The following is a 26,160-nucleotide window of genomic DNA, read 5'->3' as shown; positions in this document are numbered from 1 at the left end:
ACAATAACGGGGCTCGGAAAGAATGGAAAGGCTTTCGATCTAATTAGAATGATCGGAAATATCCTCTCGCGTCACCGTAACCGCCTTGAGAAGGGCAAAGGCGCGCATGCCGGGAACCAGCTTCAACTGCAATTGCGCAAAGGCGGTGATCTGCGCCCATAAGACGACACCGCCGCAATCCAGCATGACGTCGCAGGAATGATTGTCGGCCGCCTCGACCGAACGGACCACCACCGGCAAGACGTTGCGAACCGATATGCGCTGGGGCGCCGTCAGGGCAATGCTGATGTCGCGGGCATGGATGCGCACCCGCACCTCGGTTCCCACCGCCAGGTCCATTCCGGCGGCGACCAGGGCGCCACCGCCGAAGGACAGCCGGGTGATGCCGTAATCCGGCTCGTGACCGGCCACCACCGCCCGGATGGCGGCCCCGGCATCGGCCCGTCCGGTCAAGGCCCGAAGATCGGGACGTGCCAACAGATCCTCGACCGGGCCCACCGCCGCCGCGCGGCCTTGCTGCATCAGGACCAGCGTGTCGGCCAGGCGCAGGACCTCGTCCATGGCGTGGCTGACGTAAAGAACCGGTATGTTGAATCGCCGCGACAAGGTGGCGATGAACGGCAGCAATTCGGCCTTGCGGCTGGGATCCAGCGCCGCCAGAGGTTCGTCCATCAACAAGATGCGCGGGCTGGTCAGCAGGGCACGGCCGATGGCCACCCGCTGCTTCTCGCCGCCCGACAGGTTGGCCGGCCGCCGATCCAGAAGATGGCCGATCCCCAGCACCTCGATCACCGCGCGGCGATCGATGGTGCGCTGGGCCGCGGGGGTGCGGTTGCGGCCGAAATCCAGGTTGGCGGCCACCGACAGATGGGGAAACAACCGGGCGTCCTGGAACACCACGCCCAGCCGGCGACCTTCGGGGGCCACGTCGATGCCGGCCTCGCTGTCGAACAACACCCGTCCATCGACGACGATCCGCCCGGAATCGGGCCGCGACAGCCCCGCCACCATGGCGATGACCGAACTTTTTCCCGACCCGGACGGGCCGAACAGGGCAGTGACCCCCGGCCCGGCCATCAACTGGGTATCGACCAGGAACTGGCCCTGACGGCGCCTAAGCGACAATTCCAGCATCGACCTAGCCTTTCAACCGCGCCTGCATGCGCCGGGCCAGGACCTCGGACGCCAGCAGGGCCGCGAAGGCCACCACCACCGAAATCACACACAGCCGAAACGCGGGATCGTCGCCACCCGGCACCTGAGTCAGGGCATAAAGGGCGATCGGCAGGGTGCGGGTCTCGCCGGGAATGTTCGAGACGAAGGTGATGGTGGCGCCGAATTCCGACAGTGACCGGGCGAAGGCCAGGATCACGCCGGCCAGCAGGCCCGGGGCCATCAGCGGCAACGTGACGGTCAGGAAGGTGCGCACCGGCCCGCAGCCCAGGGTGCGGGCCGCCTGTTCCAGACCGCGATCGACCCCTTCCAGGGACAGCCGGATGGCGCGGACCATCAGCGGGAACGCCACCACGGCGGATGCCACCGCCGCCCCCTTCCAGGTGAACGCGATGGTGATGCCGAACCAGTCATACAGCCACGCCCCGACCGGGCCGCGCCGCCCCAGCAGCACCAACAGCCCATAGCCCACCACCACCGGCGGCAGCACCAGCGGCAAATGGATCACCCCATCCAGCAAGGTCTTGCCGGGAAAGCGCCCCCGCGCCAGCAGCCAGGCACAAGCCAGCCCCAGCGGCAAAGACCCGGCCACCGCCCAGCCGGACACCAGCAGGGACAAGGACAGGGCTTCGATTTCCAAAGGCGTCAGGGTGAACAACCGGCCAGGCTCCGGGTGGGGTTCGATCGCCCCACCCTATACGCCGGCCGTCCGGGAATCAAACAGGCGGTCAGAACCGGTACGACACGCTGCCGACCACGTTGTGGGCGGTGGAATCGTCGAAGCCCTTGTCGCCGCTGTCGATCCACAAATAGCGGTAGCGGATTCCCAGGTCGATCGACGACGACACCTCGGCCTCGAGTCCGGCCATCCCCTCAAGCGCGAGGTCGGTGCCGTCGGCCTTGGCCGATACCGCCGTGCCGCCGATGCTGGTGATCTTCTCTTCGTGGCGAGCGACGCCGACGCCGCCGCCCAACAGCGGCTGGATCTTGCTCTTGCCCAGCGGACTGACGACACCCCGGGCCAGGCCCAACCAGCTTTGCACCTCCCCGTCCATATCGGCGGAGCCGCTGACGGTCACGTTGGTCGAACCCTGAGTCAGGGTGAAGTTGCCGGAAATCTTGTCGTAGTCGAAGCGGGCATAAGCGCCTTCCACCTCGCCCCGAAGATAGGGATTGAAGCGGTAACCCATATAGGCCGACGCCGAATAGCCAGGCTGGTACTCGAACTTGCCGGAGGCGGTGACGGTGGTGCCGCCCTGCGAGGCGTTGGAACTGAAGCTCACGTCCTCGGGCATCACCACACCGGCCATCACCCCGGCATAGAAATTGCCCGACTTCATCGACGCCTGGCCCTGGTCCTGGGCCAGCGCAGCCCCCGCCCCGAAGCCGATTCCGGCAGCGATCAGCAGCAACGTCCGCATCATCATGCATCCCCCCGTCAGCTCGTCATCCGGGCTGGATCACCATGACGCCGCCCTGACGGGGAAAATGCCACCAAAAAGATTAACAGCGCCCTAACCGGAAGGGAGTCATGTCAGGCCAGGCACAGCCTTTACGTTTATTGCCTATCCCCGCCGATTGATGGCGCCGACCACCGCCTTCAGCGCCGCCATGGTGACCGATGCATCGATGGCGGCACCGTGCACAACGCCTGCCTTGCCGTCGATGGCGACATAGCAGGCGGCCTGGGACTCGGACCCCTCGCCGATGGCGTGCTCGTGGTAGTCGCGCACCGTGATGAACAGGCCCAGATCCTTTTGCAGGGCATGGACGAACGCATCGACAGGGCCGGCGCCGACGCCCTGGATGATCCGTTCGGCACCATCCACGACCAGCTGTGCGGTCAGCGCCCGCGTGCCCTTGCTGGACACCGGCACGGTGGAATAATCGACCACCTGGATGGCGCCGCCATCCAGATAGGTGGCCTGAAACGCGGCGTAAATCTCGGCCGGCGACAATTCGCGGCCCTCGCGGTCGGCGACGGCCTGCACCACCTTCGAGAATTCCGATTGCATCGCCTTGGGCAGTTCCAGCCCGTAATCGCGCTCCAGCACATAGGCGACGCCGCCCTTGCCCGACTGGCTGTTGATGCGGATCACCGCTTCATAGGTGCGGCCGACATCGGCCGGGTCGATGGGCAGATAGGGCACTTCCCACACTGGGCTGTTGGCCTTCTCGCGCGCCTTGAAGCCCTTGTTGATGGCGTCCTGGTGCGAGCCGGAAAAGGCGGTGTAGACCAGTTCCCCGGCGTAAGGGTGGCGAGGATGGATGGCCAAGCCGGTGCATTCCTCGGCCGCCGCCCGGATGGAATCGATGTCCGACAGGTCCAGCCCGGGATCGACACCCTGGGTGAACAGGTTCAGGGCCAGGGTGCAGACATCGACATTGCCGGTGCGCTCGCCATTGCCGAACAAGGTGCCCTCGACCCGGTCGGCGCCGGCCATCACCGCCAGTTCGGCCGCCGCCACGCCGGTCCCGCGATCATTGTGCGGATGAACCGAGATGATCAGGTTGGCCCGGTTCTTCACCGTGCGGCAGAACCATTCGACGGTGTCGGCGTACAGGTTCGGCGTGCTCATCTCGACCGTCGCCGGCAGGTTGACGATCATCTCGCGGCCCTTTGCCGCGCCCCAGGCCTCGGCCACCGCCTCGACGATCTGAACCGCGAAATCGGGCTCGGTGCCGGTAAAGCTTTCCGGGCTGTACTGGAAGGTGACCTCGCCGCCGGCCCGCTGGGCCGACAGTTCGCGCACCAGCCGGGTGCCGGCCAGGGCCAGGTCGATGCAGCCCTGGCGGTCGAAGCCGAACACCACCCGGCGCTGCACTTCCGAGGTCGAGTTGTACAGATGCACGATCACCCGCTTGGCGCCATCCAGCGCCTCGAACGAGCGGCGGATCAGGTCCTCGCGCGATTGGGTCAGGATCTGGATGGTGACATCGTCCGGGATGTGGCCGCCATCGATCAGGAAGCGGATGAAGTCGTAATCGGTCTGCGAGGCGGCGGGAAAGCCCACCTCGATCTGCTTGAAGCCCATGCCGACCAGGGTGTTCCACAGCCGCAGCTTCCTGGGCGTGTCCATCGGGTCGATCAGTGCCTGGTTGCCATCGCGCAGATCGACCGAACACCAGGCCGGCGGCCGGGTGATGGCACGGTCGGGCCAGGTGCGGTCGGTCAGGCGGATGGCGGGATAGGGGCGGTATTTCTCGGAAGCGGCGGTCTTCATGGCCGGTTCATCCTTTGCGAAACGCGAGGTCTTATATGGGGTGGCTGGCGCGGGACATCACGACCGCCGGGACGCACGCCAAGGGCGTCAGATCCGGCGGCCGCCGATTAGTCGCGCGGAAGCGACCAGACCGACGCGGCGCGGGCGAAAAACGTTGCTGTTGGAAGACATGGAACCCTCGGACTCGACCTGTTGCGACAATGCCAACACGAAACCCCGGCGTCGATCTACGACACCGGGCCGGTAAGCAGCAGCAGGGCGGTGGTCCATTGGCTCATGGGGTTAGAGTGCCAGATCGAAAAAGGATTCGTCAATGGCCGTCGCGCGCCCCATATCCTGGCGGAACAGCCAGCGGGAGCAACCATGATCGAGCTTTACACCTGGGGCACCCCCAACGGCCGCAAGGTCAGCATCATGCTGGAGGAATGCGGCCTGCCCTATCGGGTCCACCCGATCGACATCACCAAGGGCGACCAGTTCGCCCCCGATTACCTCGCCATCAATCCCAATTCCAAGATTCCGGCGATCATCGATCCCGACGGCCCCGGAGGTCAGCCGCTGAACCTGTTCGAATCGGGGGCCATCTTGATCTATCTGGCGGAAAAGACCGGCTGCCTGTTGCCGTCGGATCCGCGCGGGCGCGCCCTCACCTTGCAATGGCTGATGTTCCAGATGGGCGGAATCGGCCCGATGTTCGGCCAGACCCATCATTTCCGCAAGTTCGCCCCCGAGCCGGTACCCTATGCTATCGAGCGCTATTCCAAGGAGACAAGGCGTCTTTACGGCGTGCTGGAGGCCCGGCTGGGCGAGGCCGATTATCTGGCCGGCGACTATTCCATCGCCGACATCGCCACCTATCCGTGGGTGACCCGGGCCGAGTGGCAGGGCATCGACCTGACCCAATTCCCCCGGGTGGCCCGCTGGGCCGAGAAGATCGCGGCCCGTCCGGCGGTTCGACGCGGCATGGCGGTTCCGGGTTGACCTTATTGTTCCCCTCGGCTAGAAAAGCCCTCCGGCCACGGGGCAAACCGCCCCGTCATCTCGCGGAGGGATGGGTGAGTGGCTGAAACCAACGGTTTGCTAAACCGTCGTAGAGGGTAAACCTCTACCGAGGGTTCGAATCCCTCTCCCTCCGCCACCCTTTCTTTTCAAGCACTTAGCGTAACGGTCGATACCGCACGGTACCGGCCGATATCTTTTTCCGTGGGACAATAGTGGGACAAGGGACAAGCTTGTAGCGTGGCTGTAGCAGCTCAGGCGCGAGGCGGCGGCGGCCGGAAACGTCGCAACAGCATCGATACCTCCTGTCCAAGATAATAAGCCCCTCCCATCCGACCGGCGCGGGCTTCCAACACCGCCAAGTGGTCGAGCAATTCCGAAGCCGTGGCGAACTCCGGTCCAGAATCAGACTTACGCCATGAGGCGCTGCCTTCAACCAACAGAAGGCGCGCCGCTTGGGACAAGGAACACCCCATGTCCCTCGACGCTTCGTCGATAGCAGTGCGCAGCGACTCCTTGACCCGAATGTTGATCCGCTGAATGCGCCTGGGAATGGTCATACCGTTCTCCTTCCTTGAGATGCCGAAGGCTGTCGCCCCCAGCAAAGACGCACGAATGGGGTATGTGCCCCATTTGTGTGTTCACATTGCGTATCCTGCCTTGAGGAGATCGATCAGCCGCCTAGCCCAAAGCAGCGCCTTTTCAAGGCGTTGCCCCCAGACCATCGGCGGGGCGATATCGGGCATCCTGTCACAGAGCCCCGAATGCCCCTCGATTCCCCGTCACAGACCCCAATTGCCCCCGTCACACCTCCCTCAAGGAAGTGTCACAGGCAGAAATTCGGCCGTCACACGGCTCGGTCCACGCCCCAACCAAATGCAAGAAGCGCAACGCCTCACCGACGGAAGACGGCGACGGGGACGGCAGGACACGACGGACCAGCACGCCGTTCACCGCCCCTACCACCTCCATCGGGCCATGATCGGGGCAATGCGGCGGCCCGGCCTGGTCCAGCCACTTGCGGCTGGTGCGAGCGATATAGCCACAGCACCGGCAGGCCAGCTTGACGTTGCGGTTGTAGTCGGGCTTGCCGCTGTGGGTCATGCCGCAGCCCTCCGCTGGGGCGGCGCAAGGGCCAAGCGGCGCACCGCCTCGAACCCGGCGCGGCCCTCGGCCTCTACCCGTTCCAACAGGACAACCCGCAATCCGCGTCGAACAATGGTCCGCCATTCCGGCGCCGACAGGCGGCCGATCTCGGTGTCAGGACTAAGCTCGGGCGGATCGGTTGCAATGTCCTCGTCGGAGCGCTCGGTGATGCCGGCGCGGTCCTTCAGTCCCCTCGACCATACCAATTGCCGGCGCCCCTTGATGGCGCGGGCAAACTCCAACCAGCGCAGCCGGGCCACCTGGGGTGACAACAGCGAATCGCGGCGGAGCCCGGCGACGATGGCGAGAAGCTGCCAAGGGGTGCGGCCCTGACGCGGGTTGCTGTCATCCTTGGCTTGGCTGAACGTCAGTTCTTCTGCAACGCCCCATTTGGCGATGTAGTCCCCAGTCCCGGCATGGCCGCGCACATCAAAGCCGTGGTCGTTACAGTCCAGGCCCTCTTTGGCAAGCGCCCGCTCCCATGCCGTGCGCAAACCACCCAGCAAGGCGACAGCCTCAGCCTCGCTCTCGGCCCTGACCAGCAAAATGGTGTGGGTGTGCGGATGGAAGCCGTTGGGGCCGCACGGGCACTCGGTGGCGGTGACGTGGCCGGCGATCCGGCCTTTGATCGCCCGCCAGTCGCTCGACTGATAGAACCGCTTAGTCGCCGCCCGCAGTGCCCATAACAACCAATCCAGAGCCATCGCCCGATGGTGCCGCACCGTGCGGGTCATCATCACCACCTGCAAGCCCTGCCGCCTTGCCCAAGCCAACAGGCGGTTCAGTTCAGCCCGACGCTGACCACTGACCACCCGGCCGCAGCACGGGCACAGCCAAACCGAACCGCAGGTTTGCAGGCCCACCACCACGCCCCGCCCGTCCTGCACATGGATCGCCACGGCGGAGCCATTGGGGCGGCGCCCACAGCCGGCGACACGCTCGGCCGGCAACAGCCGGGCCGCCACGTCCTGGACGGCGGACACCAGACGGCGGGAAGACCGGCGCATCTCGGCGCAGCCTTCAACCGATCCCGCCATAGTTCCTAGGGCGCCGCTAGCGCCAAGGCGAGGTGTTCCCCTCGCGCTCTCCCGCTCGCCGCGTGGCAAGGGTGCGGGCGAAACAAGTTCACCCACACCCTGACCGGAAGCGTGATGGATCGGGGGGACGTCAAGGGCTTCGAAACACTCTCTTCCCCGAGCCAGCCGCTCGTTGGCGGCTGGGGGGAAGAGGCGTTCCGGTCCCTTGACGACGGACGGAGTGGGACAGACGGACAAAGGGGATTGGAGCATCATGGCGCACCTCGGGTCAGAGGGCCGCCATCCGGCAAAGGGGGAACGCCCGCACGCCAAGGGGGCTTTCCCTTGCCCTGCGTCGTTCGGTTGCCTAGAGTCGGATTACTCGAGTCGTCTCCAGGCCGTCAGCTTTACCGGATGGTGGCCTGTTGCGATTTCAGGAGGGGCCGGCGGCTGCAACCACCGGCCCTTTTCCGTGTCCCCTCGTTGGCGGAACACGGGATCGCGGCCACAGGCACAGAAGGCGGGCCGCGATTTCTGCGAAGCATCTCGATCAGCCCTGCTTGCGCGGGCGGCCCCGGCGGCGGGGTTGGGCAGGTTCGGGCGCTTGCGCCTCAGTGAACTGCGCCAACCAGGCCACCACGGCCGATTGCTCCCAGATAAGGGTCTTGGTTCCCGGAGGTCTTATGGCCGGCGGAACCGCCCTGGGATTCCGAACTCGGTCGTTGAGGATTGTGGTTGGCGACCGTTTGAGCATCGCAGCCAATTCATCGAGCGAGAGGTAGACAGGCATAGAACTGGACGACATCGCCACCCACCACAGATCACATGAGGACCAAAGACAATACAAGATCGCCACGGAACAGCAGTGAGTGTCAACAATTAATATTTCAGACCTCTAATGAATGCATTCTTTCATGAATTCATTATTTCCACATTTCTATGCAGTCTAGTCATTATAAACAAATTTACCTTCTACCATTCGTCCAGACGCTTCGCAGGGACCCGGCTGCACAAGCCGGCCGGGCCGGCGCGGAAGCGGGGTGGAAGCGTCTTGACGGCGCACCCCACTCAGCCTGGCCCTGGGGGTGAGAGCAACGCCCTCACCCCTGCCCATCGGCGAGATGGGGGAGCGCGAGGGGGAACACCCTCGCCAAATTGGGCACCAAAGATGCCTGGTCCATGGTGAAAGCGGCATAAGCGAAAGCGCTTTGGATTTCGCCTCTGGCCTAGGGAAGGTACGGCATATCAGGAAGATCGACGGCCGGAACTTCGGAAGATGCCGGGTGTGACGGCTCACCTTCTCCTGCCCTTCCCGATCATCAAGAACGGGATGCCATCAACATACAAGGGCGCCGCACGACAAGAAGCGCACACATAGCCCGCAGGCTATTGACAGAAACATAGCCTTATGGCTATATTTCTCTATGGCATGGACTGTTCGCTTCCACGATGAGTTTGAGCCCGAATTCACGGCCCTGCCGATTGAGGTGCAGGACGAGCTCTTGGCTCATGCCAAGGTGCTGGCGCAGATCGGGCCGACCCTCGGGCGGCCCCATGTCGATACCCTGACGGGGTCGAAACACGCCAACATGAAGGAAATGCGGTTCGACGCGGCCGATGGTGTGTGGCGCGTTGCCTTTGCTTTCGACCCGACCCGCGCGGCGGTGCTGATGGTGGCCGGGGACAAGAGCGGTGTATCGGAAAAGCGCTTCTATCGCTCATTGATCGAACGGGCCGACGAACGGTTTGACCAACACCTTGCGACCTTGCGCAAGAGGGAGACGTAAGATGGGACGGACCCTTGACGAAGTGATGGCCGGTCTGCCGGCGGAACGCCGCAAGGCCGTCGAGGCTCGGGCGGAGGAACTGCTGAACGAGGTGGAGGGCCTGCGGGCACTCCGCCTTCTGGCCGAACGCAGCCAGGAGCAGATTGCCGACGGGCTTGGCATCAAGCAGCCCTCGGTTCACAAGATCGAACGGCAGGCGGACCTCTACCTCTCGACGCTGCGTCGGTTCATCGAGGCGGCCGGAGGAACCCTGGAGCTTCGGGTCAATCTTCCGGGAAAGGGGACGATTCGCTTGACGGGGATCGGCGACCTCCACTCCTGACCGCCGTAAGGACTGAAAAAGTGGGCACCATCAAATGGCCGAACTCCCGGAGATTGCCCATGGGTAAGTTTGCCGACGAACTGAAGGCGTCGATGCGCGAAGCTCTGGCCCATGCCGAGGGCCAACCCGGCACCACCACCGAGCATGTGGTGATGGTCCCAAACGACGTGGACGTAGAGGCCATCCGCAAGGGCCTGGGCCTGACGCGGCCCGCCTTCTGCCGCCGCTTCGGCTTGGACGTGCGCGCCGTCCAAGACTGGGAGCAAAAGCGCCGCCGCCCGGATCGAGCGGCGCGGGCCGACCTCACGGTGATCGCGAACAACTCCCAAGCCGTCGAAGCGGCGCTGAGCGCGGCCTGAGTGATTCGCATGGGCACCACCGCAACCCATCCCTGGGACATCACCGAAAGCCTGGACAGCGATGGGCGCATTGTCGAATACCTGAATGCCGCTCTTGAGGAAGGCGATGCCGGCTTGGTCGCCGCCGTTCTGGGCGATATCGCCCGCACCCGAGGCATGACCGATATCGTCCGCCAAACCGGCCTGGGCCGCGAGAGCCTGTACAAGGCGCTGTCGCCCGAGGGCAACCCGGAATTCAGCACGATCTTGAAAGTGGTGCGGGCTCTGGGGCTGAGGTTGCACGCCTTGGCGGAACATCAACCGATGTAACCGCTTAAGCGGCACAGATGTCTGTTTGCGCCCGTGGCCGCCGTTTAGCTTATCAAAGTTTGCCCTAAAAACCGCTCGTTAGCTCACTCGACGAAAGCACTTCGCTGCCGCGTTAGCGCCTACTGCTCGCGAGGTCGCGCAAAACGCGAATCGACATGCCGTAGCCGGTGTTCGAGAGGCGATATTTGCGCGCCGCAGCGCCGGTGCCTTCGGAAATCTCGTAATAAGCATAGAAGTCCTGATTGAAATATCTACTTACATTGTCCTTGTGCTTGGGATGGATTGCAGGAAATGCCCCAGAAATCAGCGCCGCAATCTCAGTCGTGGTGTAGAATCGCCGTGTTTCATCTTCTTCCCACACACGCAGTAGTGCGATTAGGATCGCATCCTGTAGCCCAATTTCGCCAATGGTGGGAAGGCCGGTGAGACGCGCCGCGATATCGATCTCCCCCTCGCCTGCATCGCCTACCAGCAAATCGATTTTCGCCAGATATGTAGCGAGATCGCCGTGATTGCTCAGTGGCTGCATTGTTTCGAGCTGCTGGATCGCATCGAGTCCCATCCGCTGTTGCTGCAAATCGCGGTCGTGGAACTCCTGTGCATCGAGATCGTCGCCAGGTCGAGCCCTGGCACGGAGCCGCGCGAACCGGCTTGCTTCATCCGCCTCGACAAAATAGTGAGTGAACTCCTTACCATGTGCGCGCATTGTCGCGTCTAGGAAGGTAACTTCTGCCGGCGCGCGGAAGCCCGAGATCACCAATGGTTCGGCCAAATTAGCGAGCATATATTCGACCGCCTTTTCCGCCGCTATCGTCGGCTTCTCGGCGAGCGCACGTTCAGCGAAGTCGCCAATAGGGGTCGGGCCGCGAAATCCATGCCGGTAGTAATAACTCAGATGCATGAAGTCACTTGCCTCGACATGCAGATAGCCAAAGCGTCGAGCTAGGTGTTGACTGGCCGTGGTCTTACCAGAGCATGTATAACCACATAGCAGGATATTTGGTTTGCGCTCAAAATGAAGCGCAAGCTGGATTGTGGGCGTTGGAAAATAACGGCGCGTCTCGAGAAAATCGAATAACTGCTCAAACGCCCCGCGCCGGAAATCAACTTGATCGGCACGCGCAATCGGCAGCGCGCCGAGCGGAGCGTCGCAGCCTTCCGGTACGAACCATTTGTTGAACGAACGATTGTCTAGCCAAGGATAGACCGGGTTAGAGTCAAATACATGCTCCCTGTCGATGATGCTGCCACGCTGCTCGCTGGTAAACACCAGATATTCTTCGTCAATTCCCCAGGTCTTCGCGAAATTCCCCGGAATGTGCAGTAAAATGTCTGAGCGCACACTGGCACCGCGATCATTGCCTGCAGCTTTGAGTAGGGCATCAACGCTCTCGAAAGTGCGGTCCTCCATCCAGTATTTAATATCGACACCCGGCACCTCGTGCGTTGCATCGCTCAATGCATCAATGCGCACAGAAGTATCTTCTAGAATAAACGCGTGGCTGGCGGCGGGCAGTCGCGCCTTGCCGATTTGCTCGAGCGCGCTCAGATAACTTTGCTTGAGGATTTCAGCCCGAGAATGTAGGCGCGGCTCGTTATAACCGGCATGATAGGTACGCTGTCGGAACCCTTTGATGCGAATCCGTCGACCTTCGGCAAGGTACCGAGCGTGCGCGAGCTTGGTTTGGTTGCTCGTGAAAAAGGTCAGTTCACGCATCATTGTAAATGACTTCCCGTCCTTGATTGGCAGGCACAGTCAAATAGCTGTCGCAATCCAGCACATGCGCGGCCGCGACTAAGGCTGCCATCCGCTGTGCGGGTGCAAAGCAGAACAGCATTGGGCCCAAGCTCGACATACCGACACAATCCGCGCCGTTCGCTCGCAACACGGTCGAGACCCCGGCAAGCGTGTCACCATATTCTGCACGTTCGGCACGCTTCCAGTCGGTATCCTGCATCGCGTCTATTCCATCGCAGAATGCTGTATAGTTGCGCTCGCGAACTGCTGCATAAATGCCGAACAGTGCGATATAACAGGCTTTGAAGCTTGCTGGCGCTGGCAGCGGCGCGGTACGAGAGAAAAACGCGATCTCCTCGATTTGGCTCTTTGGCACAATCGCTCGCGGGATGCACAATAGTATCGGCCAGGGCGGCATTTCAATCATAGGTAAAGCGAGTGGCGAATGCGCAGAGAGCACGATCGACGAAGGCGCGTGACGTGCACCATCGGCAGCGCGGCCGAGGTCGCAGATCATCCCGCCCTCGAAATAGCTATTGATCCCGATTCCAGATGTGCCGCCGCGCCCTGAGGCCTTAATCAGCGCATCGCGGGGAAGCTGCAGGCCATTTAGTTTCGCTAATCCTTCAATCGATCCGAGGCGCAGCGCAGTCGCCGACCCCATCCCCACATGTGTACGCATCGCTCCAGTGATCTCGATATGGACCCCTTGCACGATTTTATGCATGTCGGCGAAATGCGAGATCCCCTTGATGAGTTGCGCCTGTTCATCCGCGCCCATTGGGACTGGGCGGCTATCGCAGATAGCAGTCCGATCTGCCGCGCTTATATCAAGCCGTGCCAGCGGCGCCTCGACGGAAAAGCCGATCCCTCCGTTCATCCGCGGTGCGCCTGCGTGCATCGACAGAAGGCCGATATGAACACGCGGGCGAACTCGGATAATCACGCTACGCAGTGGGCGAAGCACGCCACAACTCGTCGAAGTAGGCGCTGTACTTCTGTCCGAACAGCGTCTCAAGCGCGACATGCACGGCAGGCGCATGGCGACTGCGGTCGCCGTCGAACACCGGTCCCGCTATGAGGTCGCCATCGACTAGCACGAAGCTGTGCCGTGCGCGATCATTGAACCGCCGCACCTCGACACGATCACCGAAGCTCATGCGCAATTTATTAATACCCGGTAGCATGTGCTTGACGATATCGCGTGCCTCATCGGTCATATGCTCGTCATCGGGGATCATCAGCCGGACGCGAAGCTGATTATGCTTGCTGAGCGCATCGACCAGAACTTTATCGTCAGCATCGGGGTCCAGGAAATCGCGCACAAAACGATTACACGAGGCCCCCATGACATCGACCCGTTGTCGGCTTTTCTTCACTAGGCTCCGATAATAGAGTTTGTCATGTCGGTTGGCGAGCAACCCCCTGATCCCCATTCGATGAAATCGGTCGAGTTCGCGTAGCGGCCCCAATACCGAGAGGAAAGTCGCGAGATAGACCACCAGCCCAGTGACAACACCCCCCAGGAACCCGACCAGCTTTGCTTCTGCCGGATCAGCCTTGTAATACCAGTACCCTAGTACTGCTATTACAATAATCACCCCGCTGGCCACAAGAATCCAGATCGGCACGCGGGTTGCGCCTGTTTCCAAGTTCATTTAGGTCGCCCGATAAAAAGGAGCTCTCGCTTGCGCGATTTGCTTAATGCGTGGTGATGAGGCGCAGAATGCACTGATACCTCGGAAAATCTGTCCTCAAAATGAGCTTTTATTTCTGCCTCGGATGGATGCGCGCCCGAGACATAGGACAAAACTACGATCGAACGTCGATGCGCATCGACGAACGAGAACAACCGATCCTTGAACGCGCCGATGCGCCCCCATTCTCCGAACCAGTCAGGGGCCGGAAAAAGCCCGATCTCAGAAGCGGGATCGATCTGTTCTTCCCAGTTCTGGTAGCATGCCAGTCCCTCAAGAAAATGGTAGCGACGCCAGTAATCATCGCGATTATAGCGCTGTTCGCGATTGATATATGGAGGATCGACATACACAAGGTCATAGCCTGGTGAAATCAGATTTGGATCACTTGCCGGTAGAATGCTTGCACAACGCGTGCGCGGTAACGCTAGCCGGGCCAATTCGTCATAGGCCTGAACCATGTGATCCGCAAAACTACGCTCCCAGGTCACGGCATTACCGAAGCTACGCTTCACACCGCTTCTTGTCCGCAGGCCTAGATTGGCGCGGTGGAACAGATTGAATGGACGCTTCTTGAGGCATGCCTGGTAGAGCAAATAGCGCGATAGCGCGACATACTTGGCGCTCAGCGCTGCTTCCGCGAGGGCCTCGATAAACCCGTCGAGCCAGCAATTTTCTGCGGCTGTAAAGAATACCCCGTCAAACCGGCGCGCTATTGTTGCGGTGCATGGACTAACGCTTGCCAGTAACGATTCAAGCTCAGTGCGGGCAAACGCCAGATCATCCGCAAGCAAAGTTTGTGCAACATCCTCGTTGAAGCGCATACCATCATGATAGGTAACTTGCTTGCGCATTGCCTTAAACAGCAACGAAACAGAACCAGTTCCGCCGAAGGCGTCGAGTACGGTTTCAAAGCGTAATCCGGCAAGATGCCCGTACATCCAACCCAACAATCTACGCTTGCTGCCGTAGTAACGGGTCGATGGAAATCGCGCGATTGCCTCGGTCAGCGGCTCTATCCGCCGGAGCGCAACAGTTGGTATCTCCTGCTCGCGCGCGCACCGGCTAATCTGTCTGGCGATCGCTGTTTCCATGCTCCCTCCGTCGCAACCGTGCCGTATCGCCGCAGAGATAGTGGCAGTTAGGATGGCCGCGAAGTCCGCAATGATAGGTCAGTTAAAGTAGCGCGCCAATCTCTATATTCTCCGGTCGGGCGCAGCCTTGTGGAAATTGCTCGTAAAGCTGAAGAGATTGAGGAGCCGGCGTTTGCCTTGGCCACCTCGTCGGCCTAGGACTGACATAGCTTGTATACGGCGCGCCCCTTCCGGCTCCTTAAGCCCGTGCGAAGTCGAGCACAGGCCATGCACGCAGATCACTGCCAGAGGCATCAAAGGACCGACTGCTGTTCTACACGTTTTCCCAAAACCTGCCAGTCCCCTTCGGGCTCATTCACGACTGCATTACAGCCGATCTAGCCGCGATCCAGCCCCCTCACCCCAGCTTCTTCGCCACCTCCGACACCTTCGCATTCACGTAACGTAGCAACACCTGCGCCGTCCGATGCCCGGACTGCTCGGCCAACTCGCCGATGGTCAGCCCCTTCTCGGCCATGCGGGAAAGCCCCTCGTGGCGCAAATCGTGGAAATGCAACCCGATCACGCCGGCCGCCTTGCGGGCGGAGCGCCAACGGTAATCGACCTGGTTGGCATCCAGGGTGAACAGGCGGCGATCTTTGGCGGCGTCTTTGGGCAGGGCGGCCAGCAGGGTGTCCAGGGTCGCGGCGGCGCGGCTGGTCAGGACCACCTTGCGGGCGTGGCCGTTCTTGGAATCGGGGCGTTGGATATAGCGGCCACCACGGGTGCGCTTGATCTGGCCGACGCGGATGTCCAGCAATTCGGACAGCCGCATGCCGGTATCCAAGGCCAGGATGCACACCAGGGCCATTTCCTCGCCATCGGCGCCGGCCCGTACCGCGTCTAGCATGCGGACCTCCTCGCCTTGGCCGTCGTCGTGTTCGGCGTCCTCCAACCGGCGCTTGCGCGGGGCCGGCGGTTCGGGCAGGCGGACGAGGGGAGCCGGGTTGACCAGGTCGGTCAGGCCCCAGCCGTTCTGGGTCGGGCGTTCGCGCGCCACCTCGTACAGGCCCGAGATCAGGAACACCTCGTTCCTGACCGTGCTGCTGGCCCGGCCCTCGGCCATGCGGCGGCCGACATGGGCCTGAATGTCTTCGGGCGTCACCTCGTCCAGGCGCTTGGCCGCCAAGTCCTGGCGGCGCCACCAGGCGATGCGGGTCTTTTCCTGCTGATAGCCCTTCTTGCCCTCGGTCACCGTGCGCAGGTAATGGTCCAACGCCTGGTCCAAGGTCCAGCCGGGGTGCGGTTGGCTGTCGTCGATGGGGGCGGCCTCCGCCTCGACCAGACCCCATTTGCCGCGCAGGTGCGGCGGGATCAAGTCGGGGTCGGGCCACTTGCCCGCCTCGATGGCGACCTCGACCTTTTTGCCCCATACGTCGGCGGCGGTCTTGCTGTGAAAGGTCTGGGCGATCACCACGCCCTTATAGCGGACTTCGGCGGTATGGCGGCCGTTGCGGGTTCTGATGCGCGGCATGGCGAATCCCATGGGACAATGCTGGGACAAAAATGATATCAGCCGCAATAAACCCTGTAAACAAGCGCGTTTCAGGCGCCTTGCTAAACCGTCGTAGAGGGTAAACCTCTACCGAGGGTTCGAATCCCTCTCCCTCCGCCACCCTTTCTTTTCAAGCACTTGAGCTTACGGTCGATACCGCACGGTACCGGCCGATCTCTTTTTCCGTGGGACAAGAAATCGGGCTTGTTGCAGATCAGGCCCGATGCTACCGAGTGATCCGCAGGGGCGTGATGGACCGGTCCGGTCGGTTGCGGGCAGGCAAACGCCCTGATCCGACACAGCCCGATCTTGTGCCCTTGGCACGGGCTACGAACTCACCCTTCGTTCCGCACCATTGGCCTGAACGACACGATCGCGACCTTGACGCTTGGCCTGGTAAAGGGCGGCGTCGGCCCTTGCGATGAGTTCATTTTCCCGTTCGCCCGGATGGCGGCTTGCGACGCCAAAGCTGCACGTTCTTCTGCCGACCATCGGGAATTCGCACTCGCGCACGATCCGACGCAGTTTCTCGGCCAGCATGGTCGCGCCGTCCAGATCGTTTCCGGGACAAATAATCAGAAACTCCTCTCCGCCCCAACGACCGAGCATGTCGGTTTCCCGGATTTGTCCCTTAAGTTCATCGGACAAATGTCGCAGAACGGCGTCGCCGACCTGATGGCCAAAGATGTCATTGACCGATTTGAAATGATCGATATCGAGAAGGATCACCGATATCGCGTTCTCGAATCGTTGGGAACGGGCGAATTCGCATTCCAACGTCTCGTCCAGCTTTCTGCGATTGAATAGACCGGTCAGCGCATCATGCTGCGCCAGGGTCTCCATTTCCGCATTGCTTTTTTGCAACTGCTCGAATTGCTGGCGGATTTTGTTTTGCATGTCCAGGAAGCTACACGCCAATTGTCCCAGTTCATCGGTCCGCTCGGTTGGCAGGGCGGAAATGTCGCGGTTGACCTCGAAGTGCCTGACTGCGTCGGTCAACCGGTTTATGGGCAATGTCATATAGCGCGCCAGCGCCACCGCCAGCAGAACACCCCCGAAAGAGATCGCCCCGATGATGACCAGAATGGTCCGTCCCATTTCGTCGGCTTTGACGAGCACCAGTTCCCTGGGGGCGCCCACGCCAAGGAACAGCGTGTTGGCCCCGAAAAACATCGGATCGGTATCCCGAATGAAAATCGTGACCAGCGAATGACCTTCCGAGTCGTTGGTTTGGGTCTCCACGATGTTGTTGACTGTCGCGCTATCGATCAGCGCCGCCGTAGCCGGAAATTCGTCTTGCACCAGGATCCGCTGGCCACGATCGAACCCGAAGGCCCGGCTCGGATCCGGATGGATCAGAAAATCTCCGAGCTGGTTGGTCAGGAAGTGCCGGAAATGGCGGGGCAAATCGGCTGTGAGCGCATGGAACGCATTGTTCAGGTCAAGGTTCAGCACGATCACGCCAAGCACCCGACCGTCGTTATCGACGACCGGGGTCGCAAAGGTCGAGGTGGGCTGGTGCAGGCCGGCGTGGGAACCGCGCTCGTGATTAATAACGATCGGCGAAATATAGATCTCGCCAGACTTTAGCTTCAGCGTTTCCGAGACATAGAGAAAATGCCCCTTTTCCTGAAGCTCGTCGCCGGTCACGCTTACCAGGTCTTCCAGGTCTCGATCGACGCGCACCAATTCGAGCCCGAAATCGTGTTCCGTGATAAGGCGAATCTGCAGATAGGACGGGTTTTGCTGCATCAGCAGCTTGAATAAGGCTTCGACGTCAGCGACCGGGCGGCCCTGATTTTGTTGCAAAACGGCGCGGCTGGATGGGTGATTTGCCAGCACGCCCAAGTCTCGGGCCACATTGCGACGCAGAGCTGACAGGCGGTCCTTCATCACCACGGCATTGACCGACAGCGCCTCGATGGCGCCGGCGACCAGCAGGTCATTGCTGGCTCGATAGGCATAAAGCCCGATAATTCCGGTAATAAGGATGCAGGATATCGTCAGCACCCAGCCAAGGCGAGCGGCATAGCCAAAACTCATTGTACCAGCACCTTGCTGGCCCGGTAGCCGGCCATGATGCGCTCCCACAACAATTCCCTGCGTGAAACGTTCTCCACGGGCTCCAGCCAGATGATATGGTCAGAATCCGCCACGAAGGGCGATGGCGATGTGGTGTTGGCGAGACCTTGGCGTTCAAGCAATGCCTGCCCGGCGGCGGGTCCCAGCATGAAGTCGATCCATTGATGGGCAAGGGGGATATCGCGGGCCCTGCCGACGATCACCCAGCAATCCAACCAGGCCAACGCGCCCTCTTTGGGGATCGCATAGCCGACATCGATGCCCGATGATTTCAACAACTTGATTTGCTGCGAGCCGTAATTGGCAAACATGATCGCCGCATGCTTTTGCCTGAAAAGCGCCGCCGACTCCTCTGGCTGGGTATAATAGGCTCCGGCATTGCGCCGCATGTCGATCAACTGATTGACCGCATCGGACCATTGGCTCTGTTGAAGCTGAAAGACATTCCGGTTTCCCAAAATCTGGGCGGCCAATGAGAAATTGTGGCTGCCGCCATTGTACAGCAGCACCTTGCCCCGGTACCGGGGATCCCACAGCGAGGCAATGGAGGTCGGCGGCGCATCCACCTGGCCGGGGTCATAAATCAGCCCCATCTCGGCATAGGTATAGGGCACCGCTTGGCGCCTTCCACCTCGGGTCAAGCCAGGTACCTCGGCGATATCGCGAAATCGCGGCAATTGGTGGGCGATATTTGGGATCGCGCTTTCGTCAATGGGCGCCACCAATCCCTTGTCGAGGTAACGCTGCAACTCGGCGGTATTCACGGCGAAGACGTCGAAATCGCCGCCATCGTTCTGGTTGACCCGTTCCCAGAGTTGGGCGTCGTTATCGACGATCGAAACCTCGACACGGCTCCCGGTGCTTTGTTCGAACGCCTTTACCAAGTCGGAATCGGCGTATCCGGGCCAAGCCAGCACGCGCAGACGCTTGTCCGCAGCAGCCACGGAAGCCCCGATTGCCGACAACGTCAGCGCCAGCAGAAATGTGACGAACCAGCCTCCACGCATGCAGCACCGATCCTTTACACCCCACTCCAGTCGGCCCCCAAGACCATCGAAACGGCCCAGCCTGGCTGGCTGCCACAGGCAGACTGATAGTGAACCACGACCAAAGTTGTAATTCCACACACGATGGAGCGAAACGGACGCGAGGCGGCGCCGGTGATGCCCTCGGCGGCCCGAGAGCATCTCGAAAAACGTCCTAGATTCAATGAGTCTCACAGATTGAACGGGCGCCGGTTATTTTCACCCAGGCGTACCGGCGCCCGCACGGTCAGAGCACCCCCTATTGGACGCGCAGGTCTGCTGAACAAGACCGCGCAGCCAGCGATGGGCGGGATCGGCATGCAGTCGGGGATGCCACAGCAAACTTACGGTGACCTCGGGCAGGGAAAGGGGCACGGGGAAGAAGGCCATCCCCGCCCGCAAGGCCACGGTATGGCGTTCCGGAACGGTGGCGATCAGGTCCGAACCGCGGGCCAGCGCCACCGCGCCGGAAAAGCCGCCGACGATGGCGGCGATCTTCCGTTCCAGCCCCAGGGCGGCCAAGGCCCCGTCGATGCCCCCCTCGTCACGGCCGTCGCGGGATATCAGAACATGCCGGCCGGCGGCATAGGCCTGGGCGGTGATCGCCTCCCCGGCCAGCGGATGGTCAGGGCGGACCACACCGATGAAGCGGTCGCGGAACAGGGCCTGAGCCCGCACTTCAGGGCCGGTCATCGCCCCCACCACCCCGGTTTCCAGATCGACGTCGCCATCGCGCAGCGGCCCGCTGCCCCGGTCGGGCTTGGGCACGAAGCGCAGACGCACGCCGGGCGCGACGGCGCCGACACGGGCCACCAGATCCGCCCCGAAGCTTTCCACGAACCCCTCGCTGGTGCGCAGGGTGAAGGTGCGGACCAGCCGCTCCGGATCCACCGCCTGGGCGGGACGCAGCACGCTTTCGGCGTCCTGCACCAGGTGATGAACCCGGTCGCGCAGTTCCACAGCCCGAGGCGTCGGCACCAGGCCGCGCCCGGCCCGCACCAGCAGCGGATCGCCGGTGGTTTCGCGCAGGCGGCCCAGCGCCCGGCTCATGGCCGATGGGCTGAGGCGCAGACGTTTGGCCGCCCGCGCGACGCTGCCTTCGGCAAGCAGCACGTCCAGGGTCACCAGCAGATTGAGATCGGGCATCGCCATGACGCCATCCTAACCTAATAGGGCGCCGGACGCACGAATACAGTGCGAATGCTGCGCGTTCCGCCATGTCATGCCAGGCCTTACCTTCAAGGAGACCATTCCTTCCAAGGAGGCCGAGATGCCCCGGATCACCTCAACCCAACCCGTTCCCCTGCCATGGAGCCTGGCCAGCCTGTCGCTGTCCATGCTGCTGCCGTCGCTGGGCACCAGCATCGCCAACGTGGCGCTGCCGGTTCTGGCCCGGACATTCGCGGCCTCGTTCCAGGACGTCCAGTGGATCGTCCTGGCCTATCTGCTGGCCATCACCACCTTGATCGTCAGCGTGGGCCGGCTGGCCGACATCATCGGCCGCCGACGCCTGCTGCTGGTCGGCATCGCCCTGTTCTCGGCGGCTTCGGTGTTGGGCGGGCTGGCCCCGACGCTGGACGTGCTGATCGCCGCCCGCGCGGCGCAGGGGCTGGGCGCGGCCATCATGATGGCGCTTTCGGTGGCGCTGGTCGGGGAAACGGTGCCGAAGGCCAGGACCGGCAGCGCCATGGGGCTGCTGGCGACCATGTCGGCGGCCGGCACCGCGCTGGGGCCGGCCCTGGGCGGCATCATGGTGGCCGAACTGGGCTGGAGAGCCATCTTCCTGGTCCTCGCGCCGCTGGGTGGACTGACCTTGGCCCTGGCCCGCCGCGCCCTTCCCCGCGACCATATCCCGACCGAGCGACCCGGCTTCGATGTCCCCGGCACCTTGCTGCTGGGCGCCAGCCTTGCCTCGTATGCGCTGGCGATGACCAATGGGCAGGGGGATTTCGGGCCGCTCAATCTCGCTTTGCTGCTGGCGTCGGCCGTCGGGTGCGGGCTGTTCCTGCGGAGCCAGACCAAGGTCGCCTCGCCCTTGATCCGGCCGGCTATTCTTGGCAGCCCGTTGGTCGGCTCAAGCCTGGGCATGAGCGCGGTGGTCGCGACGGTGATGATGGCGACGCTGGTGGTGGGGCCGTTCCACCTGGCCCACGGGTTGGGCCTGCCGACGGCCATGGCCGGCCTGGCCCTGGCGTTCGGACCGGTCGTCGCGGCGCTGGCCGGGTTGCCGGCGGGCCGGGCGGTCGATCGCCTTGGCTCGCGGCGGATGATGGTCGGCGCGCTGGCGGCGATGACCATGGGCTGCCTGGCCCTGGCCGTGATCCCTGAAATGTGGGGAATCGGCGGCTATCTGGCGCCGCTGGCACTCGTCACCACCGGCTACGCCCTGTTCCAGGTGGCCAACAACACCGCCATCATGACCGGCATCCACGCCGATCAGCGCGGCGCGGTTTCGGCGATGCTGAGCCTGTCGCGCAATCTGGGCCTGATCACCGGGGCCTCGGTGATGGGGGCGATCTTCGCCTTCGGGGCGGGAGGCGGCGACATCACCCTGGCCGCTCCGGCGGCGATCGCGGCCGGAACGCGCACGACCTTCGCCGCGGCGACGCTTTTGCTGACCCTGGCGCTGGGCATCGCGGCACGCGCGCACCTTCTCCGGCATCGCACCGGACGCGGCGGCCTTTCTTGAGACACGCAAAGCCTATTCGCGTTCCTTCTTCGACTCAGGATCGGCCATGTCCACCAGCCTCATCTCCTGGGGCGCGCTGGGGCTGTCGGTTTTGCAGGGGCGATACCATTCCACCTGGATGTCGTTGTTTTGACCATAGGTGTTCCAGGCCTTGGTGCATTGAGCGGCATACGGATGCTCGGGTAAGCCGAAGCGCTGGATGATTGCCGCGTAGAATCCCGGATCACGCGGCGGCCAGGGTGGGCCGTAAAGAACGACCTTGCGCGACAGACCGGTGGCCGAAGAGAACACCACCCTCAGCCGCGCGTCACCCAACGCGATTTCGGCCGGCGCTCCCACGGCCCATTGGGTCCAACTGCCCCCTCGGGACAACACCAATGCCTTCAACTCATCGGCAGGCTGGCGCAAACGCAGCCCTTCGACATCGCTGGTCAGCGAGGGAATCTCCGCAGGAAAAGCCTGCGACGGCTCCCCTTGCAGCGTTCCACGGCATTCGGCGCGAAGGGCGCGCACGTAATCGCGGTTGACCTTCTCCCGGGCGTCCCACTTGGCCCCCTGCCATTCGACCATGCAGGTCTTAGCCCCTTCGGGGATCGAGACGGCTACGTTAAACCCGGACATTTCCTTGTAACGGCAAAACAAGAAGAGAGGGCGCCGGTCCACCTTTTTCAGCTCGATTTGAACGCTTGCCCGCCCTGGAACATCGGACGTTTCGCCAAACTCATCATCGATAACCTGATAGTCTGCCCATATGTTCGCCCAAAAAAGGGGGAGCCTCTCGGCGCCGAAACTCCATTCCGCCGGACATTCCGCGACAACGGGATCTGCATGGGCGACAGCCAAAGGCAAGAGGCTGAGGAGGCTGATCAATACCGGCAGACGCATATGAAACCCTCCCCCAACGAGGTGCCACACTCTGTCGGGGAGGATACCCACTCACGGTCTGCGGATCACCGAATATTTGTCCGCTTGGGATGTGCGCTTGCCGCCAGGATTGTCGAACGGAATGAACCTGCGGTCGGCAGATTGCCTGTCGGACTGGTCCAACACCCACATGCCTTGCTTACCGCCCTGAGTGCCGTACTTCTCAAACACCACCGCATGGTTGCCGGTGGGCTTGTTCTGGTATTTTCCGTCCTCGAACGTGGCCAGGGCGGTGCCCGGCTTCAGCGGCGGGTCGCCCGCCCCCTTGATCTTCTCGCCCTCCTTCCAGTCGCTGGCGCGAATACCCTGCAGCTCGGGGGTGGCGTGCTTGACCAGGGCGACACATTCCCTGCTGCCGGCGTCAGGACCGGATGACAGATGACCGCCTTTCGCGTCCTTGAGCAACTCATCGATGCCCTTGCTCGCCTGATGCCCATCTGCATACAGACCGACCTTCACCCCGGCTTTCTCTCCCTGGCGGACCATTTCCTCGGCAGCCTGAGGGTTGTCCTTGTAGACCTCGCGGCTGACATCGCGAGCATGCTGCCCCCCCATTGCGGGTCCTTCTTGGCGCCCTCGGCTACCGAAACTCAATCACCACTTCGAAGGTATCGCAAATCTCGATAGGCGCATGCTAATGGCGCTTTCCGCTCGACGGCTGAGGCGGGATATCGTCGAAGTGCTGGAAAAGGCGGCCCACCAGCGAGTATTCCCCCTCGCGCTCGCGTTCAACGCCGAAGGTGAAAGGCGTGAGGATCTCGCTGGTGCTATCCGAGATGTAGGGTTCGGTGGCGTAATGGTCGGAGCGGCGGATGGTGGCGATCCTCGCGAGGCCGAGGCAGGTTACGATTTCCCCTTTGTTGAACCTTTTCTCAAGGTCGTTCTCGAAGTAGGCCTGGAGGTTCATCATCTCCACCGGTCCCAACAGCCAAAACCATGTGCGGACATAGGCTTGGGAGCCGATCACGCGGACATAAGTGGCGCGTTGCGCCCTGTATTTCTCGGCATCTCGCGCACGAGTCCATGAAACATAGCGCAAGAACAGCTCATGTGCCTCAGGGGTTAGGGGCTCAGTGAATTGCACCAGGGCTTCGCCATCCCAGCAGACGGGATGGATGGGCATCCAGGTGTGGCGGATCCACCAGTTGAACCAGCCCAGCCCGCCAAGGGCCGCCACCGCCAGAAGGGCGGTAGCGGCCAGGGTGATGCGAAGGAAGCGGCGCAAACTCATGCACGCATCCTACGCGCAGGGCGTCAACGTTTCCACTCGAAGGTAGAGCCGATGACGCGCCCGTCCTTGTCCAGCTTGAGACGGCCGACCAGTTCCTTGGTCCAAGGGTCGGTCAGGATGTTGAAGGGTTTGGCGCCGCCGGCCGCTTCGAGCTGGTCGATCTGGCCGCGGGTAAGGTTGAAGTTTCCACCGGCGACACCCTGGGGCAGGACCTCGCCCGCGTATTTCCTCTTCTCCTCCTCGGTCTTGCCCTTGCTGAAATCGTACCGGTCTTCGGCGCTCTGCGTGACCTTGCCGGTGACGATGACCTCGTCGCCGCGGCGTTCGAGTTTGAGGTCGCCAACGCCCTTGACACTGAGGCCCCCCAGCGCGTTGCTGCGATCGTCCAACGCCTTCCACACCGAATTGTCGGCGGCGGCATCCCACTTCAACCCCTTGATCTCGGTGGTCTCACCGTCGCGGGGAATGTGGTCGTTGATCGTCTTTAATTCGGTGTCGGGACGCCCCTTGCCCGACAGCCAGTTCTCGAAATGCCCTTCGCCTTTGCGTTCAGCCTCTTGCACCGGTTTGTGGCCGCGCACCCAATCCTTGTCGAGGGTGACCGGAGAGCCATCGCCATTGAGGTAACGTTCCAGAAATTCGCTGGCCTTGTCCTGACCCAAGGCCTTGCCGCGGTCACGGACCTTTTCCAGTGTCGCGCGGGCTTCCTTGCGGGCGTCTTCGTCGTCGGGAATGGGCATGCCCAACAGGCGCTCGGTATCGGTACCGCCTTCCGGCTGCGGGGCCGGCGTGCCGCCCGGCGCGGGCATCCGCTCGGGCTCGGGCTTGGCTTCCGGCGCGGAAGCCGGCTTGGGCGGTGAGGACTCGGCCGATTGGGTGATCGGGAGCTGCGGAGCACTTGCCGGGGCCGCATCGGTCCTTGAGCCCGTATCGGCCTCGGCCAATTGGACCGGCTTCGGCGCTTCGGCCGCCGGTACCGCCGCCGCCCGCGCGAACAGCGGCACCTTGTCGTCATCGGCGAGATCGGCCATGCGCACGCCGATGGGACGTTTGGCCGGCACCTCGCCACCCAGAAAGGCCTTGGCCTGTTCGGGCGGCACTTGTCCAAGGATGCCGTGCAGCACGCGCTCGGCGCGGTCGCGGCCTTCGGTGTTGTTCACCTGATCGACCAGATCGAGCACGGTGGTATGGCCGTCCGCGCCGGCCTGCTTGAGATAATTGGCGTAGATGTTGGGCACCTCGCCATCGACGCTAGTGCGGGTCAGCGCCCGGGCGCTGTCGGCGTTGAAGGCGAGCGTCTGCTCGTCCAACTCGGGCACCTTCTCCGGTACCGGGATCGACAGGCGCGCCGGGCGGGTGTTGAGAATACCCGGCTCGCCACGCCCCAGGCGATCGTGGTGGTCGTCCACCTCGTCCGGGCTTGGGGGCTTGAAACCGCCCAGCAGGCCGCCGGCAGCCTGTTTCAGGCTGGAGATGGTGGGGCCGTTCGGCTTCAGCATTCCGTCCACCTTCAAACCGTTCTCCCCCTGCCAGTCCTTGACCGCCTTTTCCTGCCGATCGCCCCACCAGCCCAACGGGCCGTCGGTCTTGGCAAGGTCGTGATGGCCGGTATTGCCGAGGATGGTTTCGACCTTGATGACGTCCTCACGCCGGTTGGGCTGACCCGGCCCCACCGGGGCACCGAGCGAAAAGAAGTCGTCGTCGGAGGAGGATTGATTGCGGCCGAAACCGAACCCCTGGTCGAGTGGATTATTGTACATGTTTTGTTCCTTTCAAGGGCCGAGAAAAACGGCCCTTCGGCCGCCGAACAT

At 62.5% G+C, this 26,160-nt stretch carries 25 protein-coding genes and 1 tRNA gene; 7 read left to right on the top strand and 19 right to left on the bottom strand.

Annotated features, from left to right (window positions below; translation table 11 throughout):
• Nucleotides 1-39: 39 nt before the first annotated feature.
• The 4 genes from modC to leuA form a co-directional block, all read right to left on the bottom strand.
• Nucleotides 40-1,134, bottom strand: a complete 1,095-nt coding sequence (gene modC / locus MTBLM5_RS03920) for a molybdenum ABC transporter ATP-binding protein (RefSeq protein WP_173974490.1) — start codon at nucleotides 1,132-1,134, stop codon at nucleotides 40-42.
• Nucleotides 1,135-1,138: 4 nt separating this feature from the next.
• The gene (gene modB / locus MTBLM5_RS03915; protein WP_173974489.1) at nucleotides 1,139-1,831 is read right to left on the bottom strand and encodes a molybdate ABC transporter permease subunit; all 693 of its coding nucleotides are present in this window, start codon (nucleotides 1,829-1,831) and stop codon (nucleotides 1,139-1,141) included.
• A gap of 70 nt (nucleotides 1,832-1,901) precedes the next feature.
• Nucleotides 1,902-2,600, bottom strand: a complete 699-nt coding sequence (locus MTBLM5_RS03910; protein ID WP_173974488.1) for an outer membrane protein — start codon at nucleotides 2,598-2,600, stop codon at nucleotides 1,902-1,904.
• 138 nt (nucleotides 2,601-2,738) lie between these two features.
• Nucleotides 2,739-4,397 carry a 2-isopropylmalate synthase gene (gene leuA, locus MTBLM5_RS03905; RefSeq protein ID WP_173974487.1) on the bottom strand — a complete coding sequence of 553 codons (1,659 nt, stop codon included), beginning with the start codon at nucleotides 4,395-4,397 and terminating at the stop codon, nucleotides 2,739-2,741.
• Between the two features lie 363 nt (nucleotides 4,398-4,760).
• Here leuA and MTBLM5_RS03900 point away from each other — a divergent pair, with 363 nt between their 5' ends.
• Together MTBLM5_RS03900 and MTBLM5_RS03895 are read left to right on the top strand one after the other, a co-directional pair.
• The gene (locus tag MTBLM5_RS03900) at nucleotides 4,761-5,378 is read left to right on the top strand and encodes a glutathione S-transferase family protein (protein WP_173974486.1); all 618 of its coding nucleotides are present in this window, start codon (nucleotides 4,761-4,763) and stop codon (nucleotides 5,376-5,378) included.
• Between the two features lie 64 nt (nucleotides 5,379-5,442).
• Nucleotides 5,443-5,535, top strand: a tRNA-Ser gene (locus MTBLM5_RS03895).
• Nucleotides 5,536-5,650: 115 nt separating this feature from the next.
• On the opposite strand, the gene MTBLM5_RS03890 is transcribed toward MTBLM5_RS03895, so the two are convergent.
• The 3 genes from MTBLM5_RS03890 to MTBLM5_RS03880 all read right to left on the bottom strand — a co-directional run bounded on the left by MTBLM5_RS03890 (nucleotide 5,651) and on the right by MTBLM5_RS03880 (nucleotide 7,549).
• Nucleotides 5,651-5,956, bottom strand: a complete 306-nt coding sequence (locus tag MTBLM5_RS03890) for a hypothetical protein (protein ID WP_173974485.1) — start codon at nucleotides 5,954-5,956, stop codon at nucleotides 5,651-5,653.
• A gap of 244 nt (nucleotides 5,957-6,200) precedes the next feature.
• A complete protein-coding gene (locus MTBLM5_RS18705) occupies nucleotides 6,201-6,500 on the bottom strand; it encodes a hypothetical protein (protein WP_217424968.1) in 300 nt (99 codons plus the stop codon).
• Complete coding sequence (locus tag MTBLM5_RS03880) at nucleotides 6,497-7,549, bottom strand: protein rep (RefSeq protein WP_173974484.1); 1,053 nt, start codon at nucleotides 7,547-7,549, stop codon at nucleotides 6,497-6,499. The genes MTBLM5_RS18705 and MTBLM5_RS03880 overlap by 4 nt, the downstream gene beginning before the upstream one ends.
• Nucleotides 7,550-8,982: 1,433 nt before the next feature.
• Here MTBLM5_RS03880 and MTBLM5_RS03875 point away from each other — a divergent pair.
• From MTBLM5_RS03875 to MTBLM5_RS03860, 4 genes are read left to right on the top strand one after another with little or no spacing between them, the layout of a single operon-like run.
• Nucleotides 8,983-9,345 carry a type II toxin-antitoxin system RelE/ParE family toxin gene (locus tag MTBLM5_RS03875; RefSeq protein WP_173974483.1) on the top strand — a complete coding sequence of 121 codons (363 nt, stop codon included), beginning with the start codon at nucleotides 8,983-8,985 and terminating at the stop codon, nucleotides 9,343-9,345.
• Nucleotide 9,346: 1 nt separating this feature from the next.
• Nucleotides 9,347-9,667, top strand: coding sequence for an XRE family transcriptional regulator (locus MTBLM5_RS03870; protein WP_173974482.1), 321 nt, complete (start codon nucleotides 9,347-9,349; stop codon nucleotides 9,665-9,667).
• A gap of 59 nt (nucleotides 9,668-9,726) precedes the next feature.
• Nucleotides 9,727-10,026 carry a DNA-binding transcriptional regulator gene (locus MTBLM5_RS03865; protein WP_173974481.1) on the top strand — a complete coding sequence of 100 codons (300 nt, stop codon included), beginning with the start codon at nucleotides 9,727-9,729 and terminating at the stop codon, nucleotides 10,024-10,026.
• A gap of 9 nt (nucleotides 10,027-10,035) precedes the next feature.
• The gene (locus tag MTBLM5_RS03860) at nucleotides 10,036-10,335 is read left to right on the top strand and encodes an addiction module antidote protein (protein WP_173974480.1); all 300 of its coding nucleotides are present in this window, start codon (nucleotides 10,036-10,038) and stop codon (nucleotides 10,333-10,335) included.
• A gap of 112 nt (nucleotides 10,336-10,447) precedes the next feature.
• On the opposite strand, the gene MTBLM5_RS03855 is transcribed toward MTBLM5_RS03860, so the two are convergent.
• The 8 genes from MTBLM5_RS03855 to MTBLM5_RS03820 all read right to left on the bottom strand — a co-directional run bounded on the left by MTBLM5_RS03855 (nucleotide 10,448) and on the right by MTBLM5_RS03820 (nucleotide 20,657).
• On the bottom strand, nucleotides 10,448-12,055 hold the full coding sequence (locus MTBLM5_RS03855) for a non-canonical purine NTP pyrophosphatase (protein ID WP_173974479.1): 1,608 nt from the start codon (nucleotides 12,053-12,055) through the stop codon (nucleotides 10,448-10,450).
• Entirely contained in the window at nucleotides 12,045-13,100 is a 1,056-nt protein-coding gene (locus tag MTBLM5_RS03850; protein WP_256367158.1) for a beta-ribofuranosylaminobenzene 5'-phosphate synthase family protein, read from the bottom strand. The genes MTBLM5_RS03855 and MTBLM5_RS03850 overlap by 11 nt, the downstream gene beginning before the upstream one ends.
• Nucleotides 13,021-13,731 carry a hypothetical protein gene (locus MTBLM5_RS03845; protein ID WP_173974477.1) on the bottom strand — a complete coding sequence of 237 codons (711 nt, stop codon included), beginning with the start codon at nucleotides 13,729-13,731 and terminating at the stop codon, nucleotides 13,021-13,023. Before MTBLM5_RS03845 ends, MTBLM5_RS03850 begins: the two co-directional genes overlap by 80 nt.
• Nucleotides 13,728-14,864, bottom strand: coding sequence for a DNA adenine methylase (locus MTBLM5_RS03840; RefSeq protein WP_173974476.1), 1,137 nt, complete (start codon nucleotides 14,862-14,864; stop codon nucleotides 13,728-13,730). The genes MTBLM5_RS03845 and MTBLM5_RS03840 overlap by 4 nt, the downstream gene beginning before the upstream one ends.
• Nucleotides 14,865-15,261: 397 nt before the next feature.
• The gene (locus MTBLM5_RS03835) at nucleotides 15,262-16,377 is read right to left on the bottom strand and encodes a site-specific integrase (RefSeq protein WP_173974475.1); all 1,116 of its coding nucleotides are present in this window, start codon (nucleotides 16,375-16,377) and stop codon (nucleotides 15,262-15,264) included.
• Between the two features lie 348 nt (nucleotides 16,378-16,725).
• Nucleotides 16,726-18,441 carry a diguanylate cyclase gene (locus MTBLM5_RS03830; protein ID WP_173974474.1) on the bottom strand — a complete coding sequence of 572 codons (1,716 nt, stop codon included), beginning with the start codon at nucleotides 18,439-18,441 and terminating at the stop codon, nucleotides 16,726-16,728.
• Nucleotides 18,438-19,487 carry an extracellular solute-binding protein gene (locus tag MTBLM5_RS03825; protein WP_173974473.1) on the bottom strand — a complete coding sequence of 350 codons (1,050 nt, stop codon included), beginning with the start codon at nucleotides 19,485-19,487 and terminating at the stop codon, nucleotides 18,438-18,440. Before MTBLM5_RS03825 ends, MTBLM5_RS03830 begins: the two co-directional genes overlap by 4 nt.
• Before the next feature lie 237 nt (nucleotides 19,488-19,724).
• Entirely contained in the window at nucleotides 19,725-20,657 is a 933-nt protein-coding gene (locus tag MTBLM5_RS03820) for a LysR family transcriptional regulator (protein ID WP_173974472.1), read from the bottom strand.
• A 118-nt stretch (nucleotides 20,658-20,775) separates the two neighbouring features.
• On the opposite strand from MTBLM5_RS03820, the gene MTBLM5_RS03815 reads away from it, so the two are divergent.
• The gene (locus MTBLM5_RS03815) at nucleotides 20,776-22,194 is read left to right on the top strand and encodes an MFS transporter (RefSeq protein WP_217424967.1); all 1,419 of its coding nucleotides are present in this window, start codon (nucleotides 20,776-20,778) and stop codon (nucleotides 22,192-22,194) included.
• Nucleotides 22,195-22,206: 12 nt separating this feature from the next.
• Here the strand turns inward: MTBLM5_RS03815 and MTBLM5_RS03810 are convergent, their stop codons facing one another.
• The 4 genes from MTBLM5_RS03810 to MTBLM5_RS03795 form a co-directional block, all read right to left on the bottom strand.
• Nucleotides 22,207-23,079 carry a hypothetical protein gene (locus MTBLM5_RS03810; protein WP_173974470.1) on the bottom strand — a complete coding sequence of 291 codons (873 nt, stop codon included), beginning with the start codon at nucleotides 23,077-23,079 and terminating at the stop codon, nucleotides 22,207-22,209.
• A gap of 51 nt (nucleotides 23,080-23,130) precedes the next feature.
• The gene (locus MTBLM5_RS03805; RefSeq protein WP_173974469.1) at nucleotides 23,131-23,673 is read right to left on the bottom strand and encodes a BPSL0067 family protein; all 543 of its coding nucleotides are present in this window, start codon (nucleotides 23,671-23,673) and stop codon (nucleotides 23,131-23,133) included.
• A gap of 79 nt (nucleotides 23,674-23,752) precedes the next feature.
• Entirely contained in the window at nucleotides 23,753-24,349 is a 597-nt protein-coding gene (locus tag MTBLM5_RS03800; protein ID WP_173974468.1) for a hypothetical protein, read from the bottom strand.
• 23 nt (nucleotides 24,350-24,372) lie between these two features.
• Nucleotides 24,373-26,109 carry a hypothetical protein gene (locus MTBLM5_RS03795; protein ID WP_173974467.1) on the bottom strand — a complete coding sequence of 579 codons (1,737 nt, stop codon included), beginning with the start codon at nucleotides 26,107-26,109 and terminating at the stop codon, nucleotides 24,373-24,375.
• Nucleotides 26,110-26,160: the final 51 nt, after the last annotated feature.

It is taken from the genome of Magnetospirillum sp. LM-5 (assembly GCF_902729445.1).
In the GTDB taxonomy this organism is placed as follows: domain Bacteria; phylum Pseudomonadota; class Alphaproteobacteria; order Rhodospirillales; family Magnetospirillaceae; genus Magnetospirillum.
This window is presented reverse-complemented; position numbering and strand designations above follow the sequence as displayed.

Bases quoted from the DNA above. Each gene is read 5' to 3' on its own strand.
- modC (WP_173974490.1), bottom strand. From the start codon at position 1,134: ATGCTGGAATTGTCGCTTAGGCGCCGTCAGGGCCAGTTCCTGGTCGAT.
- MTBLM5_RS03910 (WP_173974488.1), bottom strand. From the start codon at position 2,600: ATGATGATGCGGACGTTGCTGCTGATCGCTGCCGGAATCGGCTTCGGG.
- leuA (WP_173974487.1), bottom strand. From the start codon at position 4,397: ATGAAGACCGCCGCTTCCGAGAAATACCGCCCCTATCCCGCCATCCGC.
- MTBLM5_RS03900 (WP_173974486.1), top strand. From the start codon at position 4,761: ATGATCGAGCTTTACACCTGGGGCACCCCCAACGGCCGCAAGGTCAGC.
- MTBLM5_RS03890 (WP_173974485.1), bottom strand. From the start codon at position 5,956: ATGACCATTCCCAGGCGCATTCAGCGGATCAACATTCGGGTCAAGGAG.
- MTBLM5_RS18705 (WP_217424968.1), bottom strand. From the start codon at position 6,500: ATGACCCACAGCGGCAAGCCCGACTACAACCGCAACGTCAAGCTGGCC.
- MTBLM5_RS03880 (WP_173974484.1), bottom strand. From the start codon at position 7,549: ATGCGCCGGTCTTCCCGCCGTCTGGTGTCCGCCGTCCAGGACGTGGCG.
- MTBLM5_RS03875 (WP_173974483.1), top strand. From the start codon at position 8,983: ATGGCATGGACTGTTCGCTTCCACGATGAGTTTGAGCCCGAATTCACG.
- MTBLM5_RS03870 (WP_173974482.1), top strand. From the start codon at position 9,347: ATGGGACGGACCCTTGACGAAGTGATGGCCGGTCTGCCGGCGGAACGC.
- MTBLM5_RS03865 (WP_173974481.1), top strand. From the start codon at position 9,727: ATGGGTAAGTTTGCCGACGAACTGAAGGCGTCGATGCGCGAAGCTCTG.
- MTBLM5_RS03860 (WP_173974480.1), top strand. From the start codon at position 10,036: ATGGGCACCACCGCAACCCATCCCTGGGACATCACCGAAAGCCTGGAC.
- MTBLM5_RS03855 (WP_173974479.1), bottom strand. From the start codon at position 12,055: ATGATGCGTGAACTGACCTTTTTCACGAGCAACCAAACCAAGCTCGCG.
- MTBLM5_RS03850 (WP_256367158.1), bottom strand. From the start codon at position 13,100: ATGTCGCGCTTGAGACGCTGTTCGGACAGAAGTACAGCGCCTACTTCG.
- MTBLM5_RS03845 (WP_173974477.1), bottom strand. From the start codon at position 13,731: ATGAACTTGGAAACAGGCGCAACCCGCGTGCCGATCTGGATTCTTGTG.
- MTBLM5_RS03840 (WP_173974476.1), bottom strand. From the start codon at position 14,864: ATGGAAACAGCGATCGCCAGACAGATTAGCCGGTGCGCGCGCGAGCAG.
- MTBLM5_RS03835 (WP_173974475.1), bottom strand. From the start codon at position 16,377: ATGCCGCGCATCAGAACCCGCAACGGCCGCCATACCGCCGAAGTCCGC.
- MTBLM5_RS03830 (WP_173974474.1), bottom strand. From the start codon at position 18,441: ATGAGTTTTGGCTATGCCGCTCGCCTTGGCTGGGTGCTGACGATATCC.
- MTBLM5_RS03825 (WP_173974473.1), bottom strand. From the start codon at position 19,487: ATGCGTGGAGGCTGGTTCGTCACATTTCTGCTGGCGCTGACGTTGTCG.
- MTBLM5_RS03820 (WP_173974472.1), bottom strand. From the start codon at position 20,657: ATGGCGATGCCCGATCTCAATCTGCTGGTGACCCTGGACGTGCTGCTT.
- MTBLM5_RS03815 (WP_217424967.1), top strand. From the start codon at position 20,776: ATGCCCCGGATCACCTCAACCCAACCCGTTCCCCTGCCATGGAGCCTG.
- MTBLM5_RS03810 (WP_173974470.1), bottom strand. From the start codon at position 23,079: ATGCGTCTGCCGGTATTGATCAGCCTCCTCAGCCTCTTGCCTTTGGCT.
- MTBLM5_RS03805 (WP_173974469.1), bottom strand. From the start codon at position 23,673: ATGGGGGGGCAGCATGCTCGCGATGTCAGCCGCGAGGTCTACAAGGAC.
- MTBLM5_RS03800 (WP_173974468.1), bottom strand. From the start codon at position 24,349: ATGAGTTTGCGCCGCTTCCTTCGCATCACCCTGGCCGCTACCGCCCTT.
- MTBLM5_RS03795 (WP_173974467.1), bottom strand. From the start codon at position 26,109: ATGTACAATAATCCACTCGACCAGGGGTTCGGTTTCGGCCGCAATCAA.